The organism is Bacillus sp. RB3, assembly GCF_030164735.1.
Taxonomy (GTDB): domain Bacteria; phylum Bacillota; class Bacilli; order Bacillales; family Bacillaceae_G; genus Bacillus_A; species Bacillus_A cereus.
Window position 1 is genome coordinate 54,564 of sequence record NZ_JASNGE010000005.1, and the last position, 19,855, is coordinate 74,418.

The following is a 19,855-nucleotide window of genomic DNA, read 5'->3' on the forward strand; positions in this document are numbered from 1 at the left end:
AAGGATGACATTGTGTCATCCTTTTTTTATACTAGCTGTAAATACGTTTATACATATAGGAGTAATGATATGTTTAAAATTGGATATCGTACAGTAAAAACAGCAATAGGGACAGGTGCGGCAGTTTTTATTGCTCAGTTATTAGGGTTAGAATTTTATAGTTCAGCAGGCATTTTAGTTATTTTATGTGTACAAAATACGAAGCGCAAATCACTTCAAGTGTCGTTACATCGTTTTCTAGCGTGTGTATTATCAATGGCATTCGCGTTTTGTATTTTTGAAACGATTGGCTATACACCACTTGCAATTAGCATATTGTTACTTACATTTATTCCGACTGCAGTAATGCTTAAAATTCAAGAAGGTATTGTCACGAGTTCAGTTATTGTTATGCATCTATATTCATTGAAGCAAATTACATGGCTTATAGTTGGAAATGAAATTGCTATATTAACGATAGGGATTAGCGTGGCGTTATTAGTAAATATGTATATGCCGAGTAGTGAAAATAAGCTAAAAGAGTATCAGGATAAAATAGAGAATAATTTTAAAACGATTTTGTTTGAAATGGTTGTGTATTTACGAAATCGAGAAAGTAGTTGGAGTGGAGCAGAACTCATTGAAACCGAGAATATGTTAAATGAAGCAAGAGATTTATCGTTTAAAAAACTTGAGAATGCATTTATGCGAGAAGATGATTATTACTATCGTTATTTTAATATGCGTATGCAACAATTCGAAATTTTAGAGCGAATGATACCACTAGCAGCTTCTTTATCGTGGACATATGAACAAGCTGACATGATTGCAGATGTTGTTGAAAACATTGGTAATGCTATTAGCCCTGAGAGTACTGGCGTTATTTCCTTAAGGCAGCTTCAAGAAATGAGGGAATTATTTAGAGACATGCCATTGCCAGCTACACGCGAAGAATTTGAGATACGTGCGAAACTTGTTCAACTTGTGTATGAAATGGAACAATATTTACTCATTAAAAGTCGCTTTAAGGGAAAGGATAATATAAAAGAACTTATATAGAAGGTAGGAATTATCTATGCCGTATCTTCTCTCTATCATATTATGTCTTTCTTTATCGCCGATTTGGCCTCTTGGGGATAATCCACGTGCCGGAGATCCTTTTATTATTGTAAATAAAGCAACGAATAAATTAGCTTACATTGACGATGGAAAGATTCAAAAGGTTTTTCCAGTAGCGACAGGGAAAACGAATGAATTAACTCCAGAAGGAAATTTTGATGTTGTAATGAAAGCAAAGGATCCGTATTACATTGCGAAGGATATTCCAGGTGGATCGCCAAAAAATCCACTTGGGTCAAGGTGGATTGGATTTAATGCAAGAGGAACTGATGGAAGTAAATATGGAATACATGGAACAAACCAACCGAGTTCAATTGGAAAGTATATTTCACAAGGGTGTATAAGAATGAAGAAAAACGATGTGGAATATTTGTTTGATCGCATTCCAATTGGAACGAAAGTATGGATTGTGAAATCGAAAAAATCATTTCAGCAATTGGCAAAAGAAAAAGGAGCCGTTGCATATGAAAAAGCCAACGAAAAGGTGGCTTTTTCTATTATAATAAGTTGTCTTGACATGTGTACATAACCGTGCGTTAATGAGAGTATAGAAAGATAAAATTAGATAAAGGGGTTGCTCATATGTACTTGAATCCAAAACTTTCGTATATGCAGTTTTTTATGGGATTTCTATTTGTTATTACATTCATATTGGCAACTTTTAATATATGTTCTTATCTTGTAGCGATTGTATGTATGGCATTACTTAATCTCACTTTTGTTATTGGGGCATTTCAGCAGAAACAATATACAAGTTTTGTAATAGCGCTTGTAATGTCATTTTCCTTTAGTATTGTAGCGATTGTGTTTTATATAAAATAAACCATCTCGATGTCGAGATGGTTTATTTTGTTATGTGTAAAAAGTAAAAAAAGGACGAACACATCGCCCTTTTTACCAAAACATACTCGCGCCAGCAAGTAATGTTGTTACAAGCATAGAAATTAGCATCACATAAACCATAACTTTTTGAGCTTTTTTATGCATCGTTATACCTCCTTGCAAATCAGTACAATTTCATTGTAACGAGAAATGAAATTATGGACAAGGGGAGAGTGAGGACAAAATTCGGGAGGGGATTGCAAAATATAACAGGAAATTTGAGAGTGTGTAGAGAATATAGTAAAAGGGTATATTGTTAATTTTTAGTTGGGCAAGCTGAAGAATGGAGATACGATGATGAAAATATACGAAACAGATCGTTTATACTTAAGGGAAATTGATGAGTCGTATGCTGAAACAGTTCTTCAATATTACGACAGAAATCGTGAATTTTTAAAAGCTTGGGAAGAGTATAGACCGGATGATTTTTTTACGCTAGATTATCAAAAGAAAAAGTTGCAAAAGGATAGAAAAGAGTTCGAAGAAGGGAAAATCATCAGACTATGGATTTTTAAAAAGGGTGATGATACGAAAATAATTGGGTGTATTTCATTTAATTTAATCGTTCGTGGCATTTATCAATCTTGTGTACTCAGTTATAAATTAGATAAAGCAGAGTTAAACAAAGGGTATACGACAGAAGCGCTTAGAAAAGCAATTCAAGTTGCTTTTGGGGAATTTCAGTTACATCGTATAGAAGCTCCGATTATGCCTCGTAATTTAGCATCTATACAAGTAGTAACGAAGATAGGTTTTCAATATGAAGGCGTATCTAGGAAGATGTTAATGGTAAATGGCGTGTGGGAAGATCATATGCGCTGGGTATTGTTAAATGAGTAATAGAAAGCAGATGGTTATCTAGACATGTAAACCATCTGTTTTTTGTCTTGTATTTCGAAACTTTTGCGAAATTCTGTTATAATTAATAGTGTTACATACATAATGGTAGTGCAGGAGGCGCAGTCTTATGATTAATCAAGAACGTTTAGTAAATGAATTTATGGAATTAGTACAAGTAGATTCTGAAACGAAATTTGAAGCAGAAATCTGCAAAGTATTAACGAAGAAATTTACAGATTTAGGTGTAGAAGTATTTGAAGATGACACAATGGCTGTAACTGGTCATGGTGCAGGTAACTTAATTTGTACTTTACCAGCAACAAAAGATGGTGTTGATACAATTTACTTTACTTCTCATATGGATACAGTAGTTCCTGGTAATGGAATTAAGCCTTCTATTAAAGATGGATATATCGTATCAGATGGTACAACAATTTTAGGTGCGGATGATAAAGCTGGATTAGCATCAATGTTCGAAGCAATCCGTGTTTTAAAAGAGAAAAATATCCCTCATGGTAAAATTGAATTTATTATTACAGTCGGAGAAGAATCAGGTCTTGTTGGTGCAAAAGCATTAGACCGTGAGCGTATTACAGCGAAATATGGCTACGCATTAGATAGCGATGGAAAAGTTGGTGAAATCGTTGTTGCAGCTCCAACACAAGCGAAAGTGAACGCAATTATTCGCGGGAAAACAGCTCACGCTGGTGTAGCGCCGGAGAAAGGTGTATCTGCAATTACTATCGCAGCGAAAGCAATTGCGAAGATGCCACTTGGTCGCATTGACTCTGAAACGACTGCAAATATTGGACGTTTTGAAGGTGGTACACAAACGAATATCGTTTGCGATCATGTACAAATCTTTGCAGAAGCTCGTTCTTTAATCAATGAGAAAATGGAAGCACAAGTTGCGAAAATGAAAGAAGCATTTGAAACAACTGCAAAAGAAATGGGCGGGCATGCAGACGTTGAAGTAAACGTTATGTACCCAGGATTTAAATTTGCTGATGGTGATCATGTTGTAGAAGTTGCAAAACGTGCAGCTGAAAAAATTGGTCGTACACCTTCTCTTCACCAAAGTGGTGGCGGAAGTGATGCAAACGTAATTGCAGGACATGGTATCCCAACAGTTAACTTAGCAGTTGGTTATGAAGAAATTCATACAACAAACGAGAAGATTCCTGTTGAAGAATTAGCAAAAACAGCAGAATTAGTTGTTGCAATTATTGAAGAAGTAGCGAAGTAATGGAATAGAAAAAGCGTGTAAATCAATTGTGATTTACACGCTTTTTATTTTGATTCGATTGCTTTGACAAGACGTATAAGCCAATATAAGAAAACCTATGGAAGTATATACGTTGTTGCTACATGTACTAGACGAAGGAATAATCCTAACGTATTCATATTGAAAATCGGAAGTAGTAAATAATTAATTGCAATGATTAATATAACTACAAGGAATGTATAATTGAGTTTATCCCGCTATTTGCCGGACAGTAAGCCCCCCACCTCAAAATTCAGCGAAAGTAAAGAATTTAGGTGAGGGCTGATTAAAGTTTCACTTTATTAGTTGATCTCATCATAATCAGACCCTTTCACATATATATCCTCTTTATATCGATTATAAAAAAGAACAAGTAATTATTATAACTATTGTGCAAAATTTGATATAATGAAAGAACGAACGTTCTGATTAGGGAGTGAGTACTATGCGAGAAATGTATCCGAAAAATGGTCGTGTTATTTTACATGTAGATATGAATTGCTTTTTCGCATCTGTTGAAATTGCTCATGATCCATCATTACAAGGAAAGCCATTAGCGGTTGCTGGAAATGAAAAAGAGAGAAAAGGAATTATTATAACATGTAGTTATGAGGCGAGAGAATACGGAATACGTACGACGATGCCCCTTTGGGAAGCGAAAAGGTTATGCCCGCAATTAGTTGTAAGGCGTCCTAATTTCACATTATATCGCGAAGCTTCATTTCAAATGTTTCAAGTCCTTTCCCGTTTTACAGAAAAGATACAACCAGTCTCAATAGATGAAGGATATTTAGATATTACAGATTGCTACGCACTTGGTTCGCCTCTTGAAATAGCAAAGATGATTCAACAAGCACTATTAACAGCGTTGCAGCTTCCGTGTAGTATCGGAATTGCTCCAAATCTTTTCCTAGCAAAAACAGCTTCTGATATGAAAAAACCTCTCGGTATTACCGTACTTCGAAAACGTGATATTCCAGAAATGATTTGGCCACTTCCAGTTGAAGCAATGCATGGGATTGGAGAAAAAACAGCTGAAAAATTAAATGAAATTCATATACATACAATTGAACAGTTAGCGAAGGGAGACGAGCATATCATTCGCGCTAAAATTGGGAAGCACGGTATTGATTTACAAAAGCGTGCAAAAGGTACGGATGATAGGGAAGTGGATCCGAGTCAAATGGGCCAACATAAAAGTGTCGGTAACTCGATGACTTTTTCAAAGGATATGGATGAAGAGAAAGAATTGCTTGATATGTTAGAACGTTTATCAAAATCAGTGAGTAAAAGATTACAAAAGCGAACCCTTGTCAGCTATAATATTCAAATTATGATTAAATACCATGATAGGCGAACAGTAACACGGAGTAAGCAATTGAAAAATGCAATTTGGGAAGAACGCGATATTTTTCAAGCAGCATCCCGTTTATGGAAGCAACATTGGGATGGTGATTCCGTTCGTTTACTAGGTGTTACAGCTACTGAAATAGAGTGGAAGACAGAATCGGTGAAACAATTAGATTTGTTTTCATTTGAAGAGGATGCGAAAAAAGAGCCACTACTTGCTGTCATTGATCAAATTAATGATAAGTATGGAACACCGATTTTACAACGAGGTAGTCAACTACTACGTAAGCAAGAGAAGTCGTTTCAACAAAAGTTAGAAAATAAGTTTATGTAGAAGGTGTCATGAAGTAGTAAAATCATGACACCTTTCCTATTTAACTCGCTTCTAAATTTAAAGAAGTCTTCCATCCAGCTCCAGTAACGCCAGACTCTAATAGCTTTCTACTTACTATTTTTTCAATTAAGATAGCCGCATTTGTCTTGCAATGTAATGTAGCCTGTATACAAACTTTTTGATTAGAATCTACATCTTCACTATACAATTCTTTTAAACGGAGCCCTTCTGTACTTACCATATGCATAAGTAAAAAACGAATATGTGCTTCATGTTCTTCTGAACAAGTAAGGGAAAGTAAGTAGTTCGTTTGTTCTGGTGATTCTTCTTTTGATTTTTTATTCATAAAAAGAGCAATTGGGCGAAGAAGTATATTTGCTAGTAACACGCCGGCTGCACCTAATATAGCTGCAACGAGGAAACCGGCGCCTGTAAGAGTACCGACAGCAGCTGCACACCATAAAGTAGCTGCCGTATTTAGCCCTCTAATACTAAAACCATCGCGGATAATAACGCCACCCCCTAAAAAGCCAATGCCACTAACGACTTGAGCAGCAATGCGGGATGGGCTAGCATCATGATCAAGCATGACGGATAATAAAACAAATATACAGGCACCAAGTGATACGAGAGCATTTGTCCGTAACCCAGCCATTCGGTGTCTCCATTGTCTTTCCATTCCAATGCAAGCTCCTACAATAATTGCGATAACTAATCTGAATACAATGTCGTACCATACCATCATGGTCACCTCCATATATAAATATGTGTTATGTTTTTTAGAATGAGCGGGGAATACCCACTCATTCTTATTTTTACAACCAGCTATGAAACTTTTTAATATAAAGCTTTTTTAGGAACTGTGTTAAAAAAGCGTAGCCTAATAGTATTCCTACTAACCAAGGGAAGTAGTTAAGTGGCAATGCTTGCAAACCAACGGCTGCACCAAGTGGTGAGAATGGAATATAAATCCCGATTGCCATAATAAGAGCGGTTAATAAAACGACTGGTGTTGATGCAGTGCTTTGAATAAATGGAATCTTTTGTGTTCTTATCATGTGAACAATTAAAGTTTGTGTTAACAATCCAACGACAAACCAACCGGACTGGAATAATGATTGCTCGCTCGGTGTATTTGCACCAAATACATTCCACATGACTACGTATGTGATAATATCAAATACGGAACTAATTGGGCCGATACAAATAATGAAGCTTCGTAAGTTTGCAGTATCCCATTTTCGTGGTTTTTCTAGAAACTCTTTATCCATTTTGTCCCATGGAATAGAAAGTTGTGAAATATCATAAAGTAAGTTTTGAATTAAAAGATGAATGGCAAGCATCGGTAAAAAAGGAATGAAAGCACTTGCTACTAACACGCTAAACACATTACCGAAGTTAGAGCTAGCTGTCATCTTAATATATTTTAAAATATTTCCGAATGTAGTACGTCCTTCTAAAATACCTGCTTCTAATATAGTTAAACTTTTTTCGAGTAGAATAATATCGGAAGCTTCTTTCGCAATATCAGTAGCAGTATTAACAGATATTCCGACATCAGCTTCACGTAATGCTACAGCATCGTTAATGCCGTCTCCCATGTAACCTACAGTGTGTCCATTTCCTTGTAATGCGTGTATAATACGAGATTTTTGCATTGGATTAAGCTTCGCAAATACAGTCGTTTCTTCAGCAAGTTTTGCTAATGCTTTATCTGGTAAAGAATCAATCTCGTAACCGAGGATTGGTTCGCCGATATCTAATCCAACTTCTTTACAAACCTTTCTTGTAACAATTTCGTTATCGCCAGTTAAAATTTTCACTTGTACACCATGTTTTTGTAATGCTTGAATTGCAGCTGCTGCAGATGGTTTCGGTGGATCTAAAAAGCCGATATATCCACTGAGAATCATATCAGTTTCGTCTTTTACTGCGTACTCTGTATCATTTATTCTTCTATCTTTTTTATAAGCCACAGCAATAACCCGCATACCTTCACTATTTAATGTCTCACTTAGTTTTTTGACATTTGAACGTATTTCCTCGGTGAGTGGAACGACTTTTTCATCCACTTCGGTGTAGTTACAAATTGATAAAATTTCTTCTACGGCACCTTTACAAACCATTGTATGTTCACCTGAAATATCCTTTACGATAACTGACATACGCCGGCGGGCGAAATCGAATGGAATTTCATCTAGCTTTTGAAAAGCTGATGGATTAAATTTATTGTTTTCCTCTGTATGCTTAATAACAGCTTTATCTATTAAATTTTTCAATCCAGTTTGATAGAAACTATTTAAATAGGCAAATTGCAAGACGCGATTGCATTCATTTCCCTTGGGATCTAAGTGACGAACAAGGACCACTTTATCTTCTGTTAAAGTTCCGGTTTTATCTGTACAAAGAATGTTCATAGCACCTAAGTTTTGAATAGAATTTAGCTGTTTTACAATTACTTTTTGTTTAGACATGTTAACGGCACCTTTAGCTAAATTAGCAGTTACAATCATTGGTAACATTTCAGGTGTAAGGCCAACAGCAACGGCAATAGCGAAGAAGAAAGCTTCTTGCCAATCTCCTTTTGTGAATCCATTAATGAGAAGGACAATAGGTGCCATAATAAGCATGAATGTAATTAAGAGCCAGCTTACTTTGTTTACACCTTTATCAAAGCTTGTTTCTACACGCTTTCCAATTACCTTATTTGCTAAAGAGCCGAAATACGTATCGGTACTTGTTGAGATGACAACAGCTTTTGCGCTACCACTTACAATATTTGTTCCCATGAAACAAAGGTTTTCCATATCGAGTGGATTGTAATTTTTTTTCATGTTTTTCGGTAAGATATGCTTATTTTCTGTATGGTAGCAGTGTTCGTATTTTTCTACAGGAAGTGCTTCCCCTGTCAAAGAAGATTGATTAACAAATAAATCTTTAGCGGATACAACACGCACATCAGCTGGAACGATATCACCAGCTGAAAGGGAAATAATATCGCCAGGTACAAGTTCCTCAATTGGAATTTCTGTTGTGTAATTTCGGTTTAAATTTTTTACATTTTTTGTTTCATGTACAAATCCATTTATTCTAAATACGCTCGCAGTTGTTCGAACCATAGCTTTTAACTTATCGGCAGCTTTTTGAGAACGAAATTCTTGGGAAAACCGAATCGTTGCACTAAGTAGGACCATTACAGATACGACAATCGTTCCTTGCATATCATCTGTGAAAAAGGAGAGTGCTCCAAGAGCTAATAAAACGAAAATAAATGGATTTTTAAATGCCAATAGAAATTGAATGTACCACGGCGCCATTTTATTATGAGCTATTTCATTCGGACCATATAAAGAAAGTCTGCGAGACGCTTCTTGTTTAGATAATCCATCTTGTGTTGTTTCTAAAAGTTTTAACGCAGAGCTTACATCTTGTGTTGCAACCTCCACTAATAATTCGTTATTTGTTTTCATGCTATCTTGCTCATAAGCATGCTTTGTTTCTTGTCTTTGTAAATTAAACATCGGTAGTTCCTCCTCTGTCATGAAGGAGGAAACAATCTGTTACCTAACTATTTGAAATGGTGAGGAACAGTTTCTTTCCTACCTACATGATGAAATATGAATGTAAAACGTATGGGTATCTGGGCCGAATCATCAATTGCCAACTGTTCCTCACCTCCGTACAATTTAGTAGTTTCTGAATATGCTATGTTTGTTTCATAGTAAGGTGCATATAGACGTAAAAAGACCTTTACTCAAAACGAGTAAAGGTCTGAATTCGCAGTTAAAAGAGTCCACAACAAAGACTGTTAGTAGACATAAATAAAAACAGTTTTTGTGTATGACAAAATACATGCACCTCTCCCTCGTTGAGTTTTAGCACTGTATAGCATAGGTACTGAAACCAGCTACGTTAAAAAAGGCCTTCATTCCGACCTTTCCTGTTGACCCATTGGCGTCTCTCGACATTTTTGGGCAGCAGCGTTTCTCTATACAGGAGCCTCACCTAACAGAGACCATATTCAATTACATGTTGAATGTTAGCACCGTAAAATCGTAGTGTCAATATCTTTTTTATCTGTGTTTTTAAAATATTAAACAGATTTATAATAGATATGTGGGATGAAATGCATGATATTGATTATGAATAATATGGAAAAAATATTTTTATAAAAGGGGAATTTGTAATGGGACCACAAAATTTTATTATAAATATTGAGAATCAAAAATGGTTGTTTAATGAGCATGAAGATTTATGTTCTCATGGAGAAATATATTTAAATGTGGCTGGAACGATTATTACGCAGACAGGTATGGATGAGGAATGGGGAATAAGTGAATCAGCTTTAGCTTTGTTACGAACTTTAGATAAAGAATATATTTGTGATATTGAAAATGAAGCGGGGCTTATTTTGCACGGATGTGGCACTATGCTCATGTTAGGATGCCCAATTTCAATTCATTGGACTATAAACCATATAGGTGAAAACGTGATTTTAAAGGACTTTGTCAAAGTTATTTCTACTAATCAAAAGGCTATCTACTATGAAGGACTTCATATAGAATTGAATGAAAATGAATATAGAAAACAAATTGCTTCTTTTGCACTACAAGCAAAAGAATTATTTAATAAATCAAGTGAAAAGATAATTTCAAATGAGTTTGAGCGAAGTATGTATACCGACTTTTGGACGGAATATGATCATTTGTTAAATAAGTATAAATAAAAAAGCACTGTAACCAGTGCTTTTTTATTATAGATTACGAGATTGTAGGGTTTTCAAAAATAACAATCTCTGAACTGTTTGTAGTTGAAACACGTTGGGCGTAATATGTTAAAGCTGAAGAAATATATGCTGGTAACGTATCATTTGTATGTGATGTTGTATATTCATGGATTAATTCCTTTAAAGTTGTCCATTCTAATTGTGCTGGGTGATCAGACACGAAAGAACTTACCCAGCGATCAAATGAAGATGAAAAATCAGTTTGTAAACGAAATACTTCTTTCATAATAAAACGCTCCCTTAAAATGTAGTATAATCATTTTACCATAAAACACGAACGATGGCTAAATTTTTTAAGTGTAACGTTCGTGTTATATAGTTGTCTAGATGATTGGTTATGTAAATTCAATTTGCCATTTGAAATAACATTCCGTAAGATGAGAGATAGAGTATATTTAGAGCTGGAGGAAAGAAAGTGGAATTTGTATTTTTAGGAACTGGTGCAGGTGTTCCTTCAAAAGGAAGGAACGTTTCAGCAATTGCTTTACAATTGTTAGAAGAACGAGGACAAACTTGGTTATTTGATTGTGGCGAGGCCACGCAACATCAAATATTACATACATCTGTACGTCCGCGCCGCATTGAAAAAATATTTATTACGCATTTACATGGCGATCATATTTTTGGATTGCCTGGTTTATTAGGTAGCCGTTCATTTCAAGGAGGAACTACGCCTTTAACGGTGTATGGACCGAAAGGAATTAAACAATTTATTGAAGTGGCATTATCGGTAAGTACGACACATGTGAAATATCCACTTGAAGTTGTGGAGATAACAGAAGAAGGTACCGTATTTGAAGATAATGAATTTTATGTAGAAACGAAAAGATTGTCACACGGTATAGAATGTTTTGGGTATCGTATTGTAGAGAAAGATATACAAGGTGCTCTTTTAGTTGATAAGTTGCTTGAGATGGGTGTGAAACCAGGTCCAATCTTTAAACGTTTAAAAGATGGTGAAGCAGTTGAATTAGAGGATGGCACGATATTAAATGGAAATGAGTTTATCGGCCCACCTCAAAAAGGAAGAATTATTACTATCTTAGGTGATACGCGATATTGCGAAGCGAGTAGGGAGCTTGCGCAAGATGCAGATGTACTTGTCCATGAAGCGACTTTCGCAGCAGAAGATGAGCAACAAGCGTATGATTATTTTCATTCTACATCTAAGCAAGCTGCGAGCATTGCACTTCAGGCAAATGCGAAGCGACTAATATTAACTCACATTAGTTCTCGCTATCAAGGAGATACATATAAGGAATTATTGAAAGAGGCTAGAGAGTTGTTTTCTAATACAGAAATAGCGACGGATTTGAAATCATTCCCAGTAGAAAAATGATAATTTTATAAAAAATGGTAACGGCGGGTTACCATTTTTTTATGTCTAAAAAAATTTAAAAATAAAACTGTTATTATTTTATACTTATACTTGGATGATACAGAAAATTAGGATGGTTTGAATATATAGGATAAAAATACGAAATAATGATTATTTAGAAAAACTGTTATATAAGTCAGATGACATACAAGTGATACAAATAGCAGAAATGGACTTTTATTCAGAACTTTTAAAATTCAACAAAAGTAAGCGTTTTATAAAAAACAAGCTATAATGAGGGCAGATTATAATTTATGATAAGTCACATGTATTTTAGTCATTATCGTAACAAGTGAAGTTGACTAAATCATGAGAGAGTAACACGAGAATTATAATAGGAAAGATATTACTATTATTTGTCATAAGTCTTTTTCACTTTTTAGCTAAACGATATGATTAGCGAGTGTATCTATTGCAAGTTCCTTAGTTGAAGCTTTTTATTAATAAGGTGGTGGAGATTTAATTGGTATACCACTCTTTAAAAGAGTTCAGAACATCAGCAGGTAGTCTAGGTGGAATAGCGGGTGCAAATTTAGTTGCATTAGCAATGGTTATATCACTTGTTTATGCTATGCTTGCAATGGCTTCTGTGTTAAACTTTGGATTGCTACCAGACTTTATTGTGGATTATCTTGTATCATTTTTAAATGAAAATAATGCTAAGATTCTTATGTATTATGATAACTGGTATTATTTCAGGTTATATTGGATTACTTTTATTCAAAAACTATCCAATTCGTATAGCAGAACAAATTCGTGGTACAACTGGAAAAGCGACAGATGTAGCAGCTTAATAGAATAGTAGAATAAATTTTTTTCATAGAGGTTTAGGGGGAGTTATGATGAAGTATCGCTCAGTATTTGATATTATCGGTCCAGTTATGATTGGACCATCAAGTTCACATACAGCAGGCGCGGCAAGAATGGGGCAAGTTGCTCGCCAGCTGTTTCGTCATGAACCAGAAAGAGTAAGCATTTCGTTATATGGATCATTTGCAAAGACGTATCGAGGGCATGGTACGGATGTAGCACTAATCGGTGGAATATTAGGATTTGAAACAGATGACTTACGTATTCCAGAGGCGCTAGAAATAGCAAAAGAGCGCGAAATTGAAGTGGAATTCATTGAAGAAGATGCCAATGCACCTCATCCAAATACAGCGAGAATTCGTTTGTATAAAGGTGAAGATGAAATTGAAGTTGTTGCTTGCTCAATTGGTGGCGGTAAAATTGAAGTTGTAGAATTAAACGGATTCGATCTTCAATTATCAGGCACGAGCCCAGCACTACTTATTGTAAATAACGATCGCTTTGGTGCTATTGCAGCGGTAGCTTCAATCCTTGCGAAACATGAGATTAACATTAGTACGATGAGTGTATCTCGTAAAGAAAAAGGAAGAAGAGCGCTTATGGTCATCGAAACAGATGAATTATTAGCAGATGAAGTAATTGAAGAAATAAAAGCGCAACAAAATATTTGTCAAGTAACTATTATGGAATAATTGCAGGGGGGACACACCATGTTTCGGAACGCAGCGGAACTAGTGGCGCAAGCTAAAGAACAAAATGTAAAAATCGCAGAAATTATGATTCAATGTGAAATGGAAACAAGAAGTATTTCACGTGAAGAAGTAATTGCTGGTATGGAAAAGAACTTAGTAGTGATGGAGCAAGCAGTAGAACGTGGTATTCGCGGCGTGAAATCACCAACTGGTTTAACTGGTGGAGATGCTGTAAAAGTTCAAGCGTATATGAAGAGTGGAAAAGGCTTATCTGGAGATACGATTTTGGATGCGGTAAGCAAAGCTGTTGCAACAAATGAAGTAAACGCAGCGATGGGAATTATTTGTGCAACACCAACAGCAGGGTCTGCTGGAACAGTGCCAGGTGTACTATTTGCACTAAGAGAAAAATTGCAGCCTACACGTGAAGAAATGATTGAATTCTTATTTACAGCAGGAGCTTTCGGTATGGTTGTTGCGAATAACGCTTGTATTTCTGGTGCGGCAGGAGGATGCCAAGCTGAAGTTGGTTCAGCAAGTGGAATGGCGGCTGCAGCTGCAGTTGAGATGGCTGGTGGAACACAAGATCAAGCAGCTACAGCGATGGCAATTTCATTAAAGAACATGCTTGGTTTAGTGTGTGATCCTGTTGCAGGACTTGTAGAAGTACCTTGTGTAAAACGTAATGCAGCAGGAGCTGCAAATGCGATGATCTCAGCAGATTTAGCATTAGCTGGTGTAACGAGTACAATTCCATGTGATGAAGTAATTGAGGCAATGTTTAGAATCGGACAAACGATGCCAGTAGCACTTCGTGAAACAGCAGAAGGTGGACTTGCAGCAACGCCGACTGGTCGTCGCCTGCAAGAAGAGATTTTTGGGAAGAACAATAACTAAGTGTAATTATAGAAAAAGGAGCTCAAATAAACTTGAGCTCCTTTTTCTATTTTTCTTTTGTTAGTTGTTCTAATGTTTTTCCAAGATTATGTGATCGTTTCGTTGCCTGTGTAATACAAGAAACAAGTGCTTGTTGAAATTTATGTTCTTGTAATACTTCAATACCTGCCTCAGTAGTTCCACCAGGAGAAGTAATTTCCTTTCGCAAAATAGAAGGGTGTTTGTCACTTGCTTTTAACATTTCAGCAGCACCAATCATCGTTTGAAGAATAAGTGATTTTGCAACATCTTCTTTTAAACCAATTTTTGTTGCAGCTTCTTCCATAGCTTCCACTACGTAATAAATATAAGCAGGTCCACTTCCGGATAATGCAGTGACAGCATGCATATCTTCTTCCTCTACAACAGAGACGAGACCAATCGTTTCAAATAAAGATGTTGCAGTGTGAATATGTTCCGCTGTTGCATGTTTTGAAGGGGAGATAGCGGTAGCTGATTTTAAAATGGCTGCGGATGTATTTGGCATTGCACGAATAATTGGAACGTCTTTTTGAAGTAGTTTTCTAATTGAGTGAGTAGAAACACCTGCTAGTAATGAAATAATAAGCACGTTATTATTTATGTATTCTTTAAAAGGGGTAAGCGCCTCTGCAACATCCTTTGGTTTCATTGCTAGAAAAAGAATATTTGCATCAGTAAGTAATTCTTTTTTATTATGAGTACCTTTGACACCGTATTTTTTATGTAGCTCTTGTAATCTTGTCTCGTTAGAACGATTACTTACAGTAATTTGTTCACCTTTAACGACATTTGCATGTAACAAGCCACCAATAATAGCTTCGGCAATAGAGCCTGCACCGAGAAAGGAAATGTTTTGAATAGACATGATGTTCCTCCTTTAATTTTGGTTAGAAATTCTTATAAATGTACATACATTCGTTTTTTTATAGGAAACACCTCTTTTTATCTGAAAATAATGACAAATATATATAGAAGTTGTAAACTGAAGAAGTATTCATTTTTGAACCGGAAAGAGACAGGGGGGCTAAGCATGACGGCGATTCACCGAATGGAGATTCCTGTACCATTTGCAGTGGAAACTGTGAATGTGTTTTTAGTTGAGGGGGAGACATTAACATTAATTGATACAGGGACGAATACAGAAGAGGCAAGGAATGCGTTAGAAAGTCAATTAGGTACATTAGGACATACGATAGAAGATATTGAAACAGTAGTCATTACGCATCATCATGCAGATCATTGTGGACTTTTAAATATATTTTCTGAGAAGACGAATATTATTGGACATCCTTGGAATGAGCCTTGGATCACACAAAATCCAGAATTTTTAAAGCGGTATCATGAATTTTTTAGAGAGACGGCCTTACAGTTTGGTGTGCCAGCAGCATTTTTGAAAGACGAGTCGTTATTGACGACGAGGACACTTAAATATTCTTGTAATAGATCGTTAACGCATACTGTGAGAGAAGGAGATCGTATTGATTCTTTGCCTGGATTTATAGTACTTGAAACACCAGGTCATGCTTCTACTCATATTTCTTTATATAGAGAATCTGATGGAATATTAATTGGTGGAGATGCTCTCATCAGTCATATTTCTTCGAATCCAATACTAGAACCACCATATGAAGGGCAAACAGAACGGGCACGCCCATTACTACAATATAATCAAACATTACAGCGTTTAAGCGAAATGAATATTTCACGCATTTTATCAGGGCATGGGGAAGATGTTCTAAATGTGAAACAACTTATTGAAACGAGATTACAAAAGCAAGAAACACGTGCTTTTAAAGTGCTTGAGTTATTAAAGGAAAAACCAATGACAGCATTTGAAGTATGTGTAAAACTATTTCCGGTATTATATAAAGAACAATTACCACTTACTATTTCAGAAACGGTTGGACAATTGGACTATTTAGCATATAATCAACAAGTGATGATTGATGAATCATCGCAACAATTGATTTATTATGCAAAGTAGGTGACAGCAATGACAGGACGTTTACAAAATAAAGTAATCGTCATTACAGGTGCTTCTAGTGGGATTGGTGAGCAAGTTGCAATGCAAGTTGCAGCACGGGGAGCGACTCCCGTATTAATGGCTCGAACAGAAGAGAAACTACAAGCGTTAGTAGACAAAATTAAAGAAACTTATAATACGCCTTGCTATTATTATGTATTAGATGTAAGTGAAGAGATGGAAGTACAGTCTGTTTTTTCAAAGGTATTACAAGAAGTGGGACGTATTGATATATTAGTAAACAATGCGGGATTTGGTATTTTTAAAACGTTTGAAGATGCGTCAATGGATGAAGTGAAAGATATGTTCCAAGTAAATGTATTTGGATTAGTAGCATGTACGAAAGCGGTACTACCTTATATGGTAAACAAGAACGAAGGACATATTATTAATATTGCTTCCCTTGCCGGAAAAATTGCAACTCCGAAATCAAGTGCGTATGCAGCAACGAAACATGCTGTATTAGGATTTACGAATAGTTTACGCATGGAATTAGCGAATACAGATATTTATGTTACAGCAATTAATCCAGGTCCGATAGATACAAACTTTTTTGAAATAGCGGATCAATCTGGTACCTATGTAAAGAATATGGGACGTTACATGTTAAAACCAACATACGTAGCAGAACAAATCGTAAAGTCGATGCACACGAAAAAACGTGAAGTAAACTTACCGAAGTGGATGGGAATTGGCCCGAAACTTTATGCTTTATTTCCAGGTTTATTTGAACGTGTAGCAGGTAAATCATTAAGTAAAAAATAGGAGATTTCCACATGGAAATCTCCTATTTTTTATTGTTTTCCAGTCACATAATCATAAACAATATCCTCAATCTCCTCGTATAAATCAATTTCAATATTTGAATGAGTCACCCTTTGAATATGTTTCACTAGCATTTCCTGATCTTCTTTTGATATTGGACTGCATTGATATTGCTGAAAACTTTTTATAATCATTTTCTCAATTAATTTTTCGTTCATATTTTTTCCCGCCTGTATGTACGTATGTATTGTTTTATTGTACTTGAAGTGAAATAAAAAAACTACCATGCACTATTTTTGTATAAAAATCCGGTTGTGTATATTGTTTTTCTAGTAAAATTAAGTTTTTTAAGTTTGTGAAATTTATAAATATTTAATTGACTCTATAAATATACAATATTATAATCATACTTAATTTAAAGAATCGATTTGAGGAGGAACTTATGAAAGTCGCAATTATTGGAGCCACTGGATATGGGGGCATTGAGTTAATTCGTTTATTAGAACAACATCCATATTTTTCTATAGCATCTCTTCATTCTTTTTCACAAGTTGGTGAGTGTATAACAAATGTATATCCGCATCTTCGAAATGTCCTCGTTCATACGTTACAAGAAATTGATGTGGAGACAATAGGGAAAGAAGCAGAAATCGTATTTCTAGCAACACCAGCAGGAGTATCGGCGGAGTTAACTCCCAAGTTATTAGCAGAAGGTTTAAAAGTAATTGACCTATCTGGAGACTTTCGTATGATAGATCCTTCGTCATATGAACTGTGGTATAAAAGGCCAGCAGCGAAAGAAGAAATTCTTAGAAAAGCAGTGTATGGGTTAAGTGAATGGAAAAGGACTGAGATTCAAAAGGCAAATTTAATTGCAAACCCAGGATGTTTTGCTACAGCCACATTGCTAGCGATAGCACCGTTAGTACGTAGTAGCAGGATTGAAGAAGATTCGATTATTATTGACGCGAAATCAGGGGTATCAGGAGCAGGTAAAACACCAACAACAATGACTCATTTTCCTGAGCTATACGATAACTTACACATCTATAAAGTAAACCAGCATCAGCACGTTCCAGAGATTGAGCAAATGCTTACAGAATGGAATAGTGAATTACAGCCAATTACATTTAGCACACATTTAATACCGATATCACGAGGAATCATGATTACACTTTATGCAAAAGTAAAACAAAAGATGGAAATAAAGCAACTTCAAAAATTGTATGAAGAAACGTATGAACAATCGCCTTTCATCCGAATTTGTACGCAAGGGAAATTTCCAAGTCCAAAAGAAGTGAGAGGCTCAAATTATTGTGATATTGGCATAGCTTACGATGAAAGAACAGAAAGAGTTACGGTCGTTTCTGTTATAGACAATATGATGAAAGGCGCGGCTGGGCAAGCGATTCAAAATGCAAACATAATAGCGGGACTAGAAGAGACAACAGGTTTACAACATATGCCGCTTTATCTATAAGGGGGACATGATGATTAAAGTAGCGTCTATTACAAAATTAGAAAATGGTTCAATTGTAACGCCGAAAGGCTTTTCGGCAATTGGTACTGCAAATGGTCTGAAAAAGGAGAAAAAGGATTTAGGGGCAATCGTTTGTGACGTACCAGCATCATGTGCCGCTGTGTATACAACGAATCAAATACAAGCAGCCCCTTTGCAAGTAACGAAGGATAGTATAACGGCAGAAGGGAAGTTACAAGCAATTATCGTTAATAGTGGAAATGCAAATGCTTGTACTGGAATGAAAGGATTACAAGACGCATACGAGATGCGCACATTAGGGGCGGAACATTTTGGGTTGAAAGAAAATTACGTTGCAGTAGCTTCAACAGGTGTAATTGGTGTTCCGCTGCCGATGGATATAATCCGAAAGGGAGTTGCAACTCTTATACCGACGAAGGAAGAAAGTGAAGCATATTCTTTTTCTGAAGCAATTTTAACGACGGATCTCATAACGAAAGAAACTTGCTATGAAATGATTATTGATGGGAAGAAAGTGAAGATTGCGGGTGTTGCAAAAGGTTCAGGGATGATTCATCCGAATATGGCAACGATGCTTAGTTTTATTACGACAGATGCTCATATAGAGCATGACGTATTGCAAACGGCATTATCCCAAATTACGAATCATACATTTAATCAAATTACGGTAGATGGAGATACTTCTACGAATGATATGGTCATCGTTATGGCAAGTGGATTATCAGAAACAAGGCCGATAAATATGGAACATACAGATTGGGAAACTTTCGTATGTGCTTTACAGAAGGTATGTGAAGATTTAGCAAAAAAAATTGCGCAAGATGGTGAAGGCGCTACGAAGTTAATAGAAGTAAATGTGCTAGGAGCTCAAACGAATGAAGAGGCAAAAAAAATTGCAAAGCAAATAGTCGGTTCGAGTCTTGTGAAAACAGCAATACATGGTGAAGACCCAAACTGGGGACGAATTATTAGCAGTATTGGACAAAGTGAAGTAGCTATTAGTCCGAATACAATTGACATTACTCTTCAATCTATATTGGTATTAAAAAATAGTGAGCCTCAAACATTTTCTGAAGAAGAAATGAAAGAGAGATTACAAGTAGATGAAATAGTCATTAATGTGTACTTACACTTAGGAGAAGAGACAGGATCAGCTTGGGGCTGTGACTTAAGCTATGAATATGTGAAAATAAACGCTTGTTATCGTACATAAG

At 35.9% G+C, this 19,855-nt stretch carries 20 protein-coding genes, 1 pseudogene and 1 riboswitch; of the genes and pseudogenes, 15 read left to right on the plus strand and 6 right to left on the minus strand.

Annotation, left to right across the window (positions count from 1 at the left end; genetic code table 11):
* The first annotated feature begins 69 nt into the window (after positions 1-69).
* From QO049_RS09275 to QO049_RS09285, 3 genes and pseudogenes are all read left to right on the plus strand, one after another.
* Positions 70-1,038 carry an aromatic acid exporter family protein gene (locus tag QO049_RS09275; protein WP_000472665.1) on the plus strand — a complete coding sequence of 323 codons (969 nt, stop codon included), beginning with the start codon at positions 70-72 and terminating at the stop codon, positions 1,036-1,038.
* Positions 1,039-1,054: 16 nt separating this feature from the next.
* Positions 1,055-1,614: pseudogene (locus tag QO049_RS09280) on the plus strand (L,D-transpeptidase).
* Between the two features lie 66 nt (positions 1,615-1,680).
* Entirely contained in the window at positions 1,681-1,920 is a 240-nt protein-coding gene (locus tag QO049_RS09285; protein ID WP_000281167.1) for a DUF3894 domain-containing protein, read from the plus strand.
* Positions 1,921-1,992: 72 nt separating this feature from the next.
* Here QO049_RS09285 and prli42 read toward each other — a convergent pair whose 3' ends face one another.
* Positions 1,993-2,085: a stressosome-associated protein Prli42 gene (prli42, locus tag QO049_RS09290; RefSeq protein WP_000549040.1), complete on the minus strand. Its 93-nt coding sequence runs from the start codon at positions 2,083-2,085 to the stop codon at positions 1,993-1,995.
* Positions 2,086-2,274: 189 nt separating this feature from the next.
* Here prli42 and QO049_RS09295 point away from each other — a divergent pair, with 189 nt between their 5' ends.
* The 3 genes from QO049_RS09295 to QO049_RS09305 all read left to right on the plus strand — a co-directional run bounded on the left by QO049_RS09295 (position 2,275) and on the right by QO049_RS09305 (position 5,768).
* Positions 2,275-2,820 carry a GNAT family N-acetyltransferase gene (locus QO049_RS09295; RefSeq protein WP_001987197.1) on the plus strand — a complete coding sequence of 182 codons (546 nt, stop codon included), beginning with the start codon at positions 2,275-2,277 and terminating at the stop codon, positions 2,818-2,820.
* 127 nt (positions 2,821-2,947) lie between these two features.
* Entirely contained in the window at positions 2,948-4,066 is a 1,119-nt protein-coding gene (locus QO049_RS09300; RefSeq protein ID WP_000609803.1) for a tripeptidase T, read from the plus strand.
* Between the two features lie 463 nt (positions 4,067-4,529).
* A complete protein-coding gene (locus QO049_RS09305) occupies positions 4,530-5,768 on the plus strand; it encodes a DNA polymerase IV (protein ID WP_246961173.1) in 1,239 nt (412 codons plus the stop codon).
* A gap of 40 nt (positions 5,769-5,808) precedes the next feature.
* Here QO049_RS09305 and QO049_RS09310 read toward each other — a convergent pair whose 3' ends face one another.
* Both QO049_RS09310 and mgtA read right to left on the minus strand, forming a co-directional pair.
* Positions 5,809-6,510: an MgtC/SapB family protein gene (locus QO049_RS09310; RefSeq protein ID WP_284489258.1), complete on the minus strand. Its 702-nt coding sequence runs from the start codon at positions 6,508-6,510 to the stop codon at positions 5,809-5,811.
* Between the two features lie 73 nt (positions 6,511-6,583).
* Positions 6,584-9,289 (minus strand): magnesium-translocating P-type ATPase, encoded by a 2,706-nt coding sequence (gene mgtA, locus QO049_RS09315; RefSeq protein ID WP_000482691.1) that lies wholly within the window; start codon positions 9,287-9,289, stop codon positions 6,584-6,586.
* Positions 9,290-9,620: 331 nt separating this feature from the next.
* Positions 9,621-9,788: riboswitch (M-box (ykoK) riboswitch) on the minus strand.
* Between the two features lie 166 nt (positions 9,789-9,954).
* On the opposite strand from mgtA, the gene QO049_RS09320 reads away from it, so the two are divergent.
* On the plus strand, positions 9,955-10,494 hold the full coding sequence (locus QO049_RS09320; RefSeq protein WP_000529164.1) for a hypothetical protein: 540 nt from the start codon (positions 9,955-9,957) through the stop codon (positions 10,492-10,494).
* Positions 10,495-10,528: 34 nt separating this feature from the next.
* On the opposite strand, the gene QO049_RS09325 is transcribed toward QO049_RS09320, so the two are convergent.
* A complete protein-coding gene (locus QO049_RS09325) occupies positions 10,529-10,780 on the minus strand; it encodes a DUF3932 family protein (RefSeq protein ID WP_000665709.1) in 252 nt (83 codons plus the stop codon).
* A gap of 189 nt (positions 10,781-10,969) precedes the next feature.
* Here QO049_RS09325 and rnz point away from each other — a divergent pair, with 189 nt between their 5' ends.
* The 4 genes from rnz to sdaAA all read left to right on the plus strand — a co-directional run bounded on the left by rnz (position 10,970) and on the right by sdaAA (position 14,331).
* Complete coding sequence (rnz, locus tag QO049_RS09330; RefSeq protein ID WP_000397453.1) at positions 10,970-11,893, plus strand: ribonuclease Z; 924 nt, start codon at positions 10,970-10,972, stop codon at positions 11,891-11,893.
* Between the two features lie 556 nt (positions 11,894-12,449).
* The gene (locus QO049_RS09335; protein ID WP_048567782.1) at positions 12,450-12,734 is read left to right on the plus strand and encodes a hypothetical protein; all 285 of its coding nucleotides are present in this window, start codon (positions 12,450-12,452) and stop codon (positions 12,732-12,734) included.
* 40 nt (positions 12,735-12,774) lie between these two features.
* Complete coding sequence (gene sdaAB, locus QO049_RS09340; protein ID WP_000877445.1) at positions 12,775-13,434, plus strand: L-serine ammonia-lyase, iron-sulfur-dependent subunit beta; 660 nt, start codon at positions 12,775-12,777, stop codon at positions 13,432-13,434.
* An 18-nt stretch (positions 13,435-13,452) separates the two neighbouring features.
* On the plus strand, positions 13,453-14,331 hold the full coding sequence (sdaAA, locus tag QO049_RS09345) for an L-serine ammonia-lyase, iron-sulfur-dependent, subunit alpha (RefSeq protein ID WP_000489461.1): 879 nt from the start codon (positions 13,453-13,455) through the stop codon (positions 14,329-14,331).
* Positions 14,332-14,377: 46 nt separating this feature from the next.
* Here the strand turns inward: sdaAA and proI are convergent, their stop codons facing one another.
* Positions 14,378-15,217: a pyrroline-5-carboxylate reductase ProI gene (gene proI, locus QO049_RS09350; RefSeq protein WP_000027253.1), complete on the minus strand. Its 840-nt coding sequence runs from the start codon at positions 15,215-15,217 to the stop codon at positions 14,378-14,380.
* A gap of 165 nt (positions 15,218-15,382) precedes the next feature.
* Between proI and QO049_RS09355 the strand changes: the two genes are divergently transcribed.
* A complete protein-coding gene (locus QO049_RS09355; protein ID WP_000125134.1) occupies positions 15,383-16,336 on the plus strand; it encodes an MBL fold metallo-hydrolase in 954 nt (317 codons plus the stop codon).
* A gap of 9 nt (positions 16,337-16,345) precedes the next feature.
* Entirely contained in the window at positions 16,346-17,140 is a 795-nt protein-coding gene (locus QO049_RS09360; protein ID WP_098294563.1) for an SDR family NAD(P)-dependent oxidoreductase, read from the plus strand.
* A gap of 29 nt (positions 17,141-17,169) precedes the next feature.
* Here QO049_RS09360 and QO049_RS09365 read toward each other — a convergent pair whose 3' ends face one another.
* Positions 17,170-17,358, minus strand: coding sequence for a YqzH family protein (locus QO049_RS09365; RefSeq protein WP_246961156.1), 189 nt, complete (start codon positions 17,356-17,358; stop codon positions 17,170-17,172).
* 224 nt (positions 17,359-17,582) lie between these two features.
* Here QO049_RS09365 and argC point away from each other — a divergent pair, with 224 nt between their 5' ends.
* Both argC and argJ read left to right on the plus strand, forming a co-directional pair.
* Entirely contained in the window at positions 17,583-18,620 is a 1,038-nt protein-coding gene (gene argC / locus QO049_RS09370; protein ID WP_000861251.1) for an N-acetyl-gamma-glutamyl-phosphate reductase, read from the plus strand.
* A 10-nt stretch (positions 18,621-18,630) separates the two neighbouring features.
* Positions 18,631-19,854 carry a bifunctional glutamate N-acetyltransferase/amino-acid acetyltransferase ArgJ gene (gene argJ, locus QO049_RS09375; protein ID WP_134995732.1) on the plus strand — a complete coding sequence of 408 codons (1,224 nt, stop codon included), beginning with the start codon at positions 18,631-18,633 and terminating at the stop codon, positions 19,852-19,854.
* Position 19,855 lies beyond the last annotated feature (1 nt).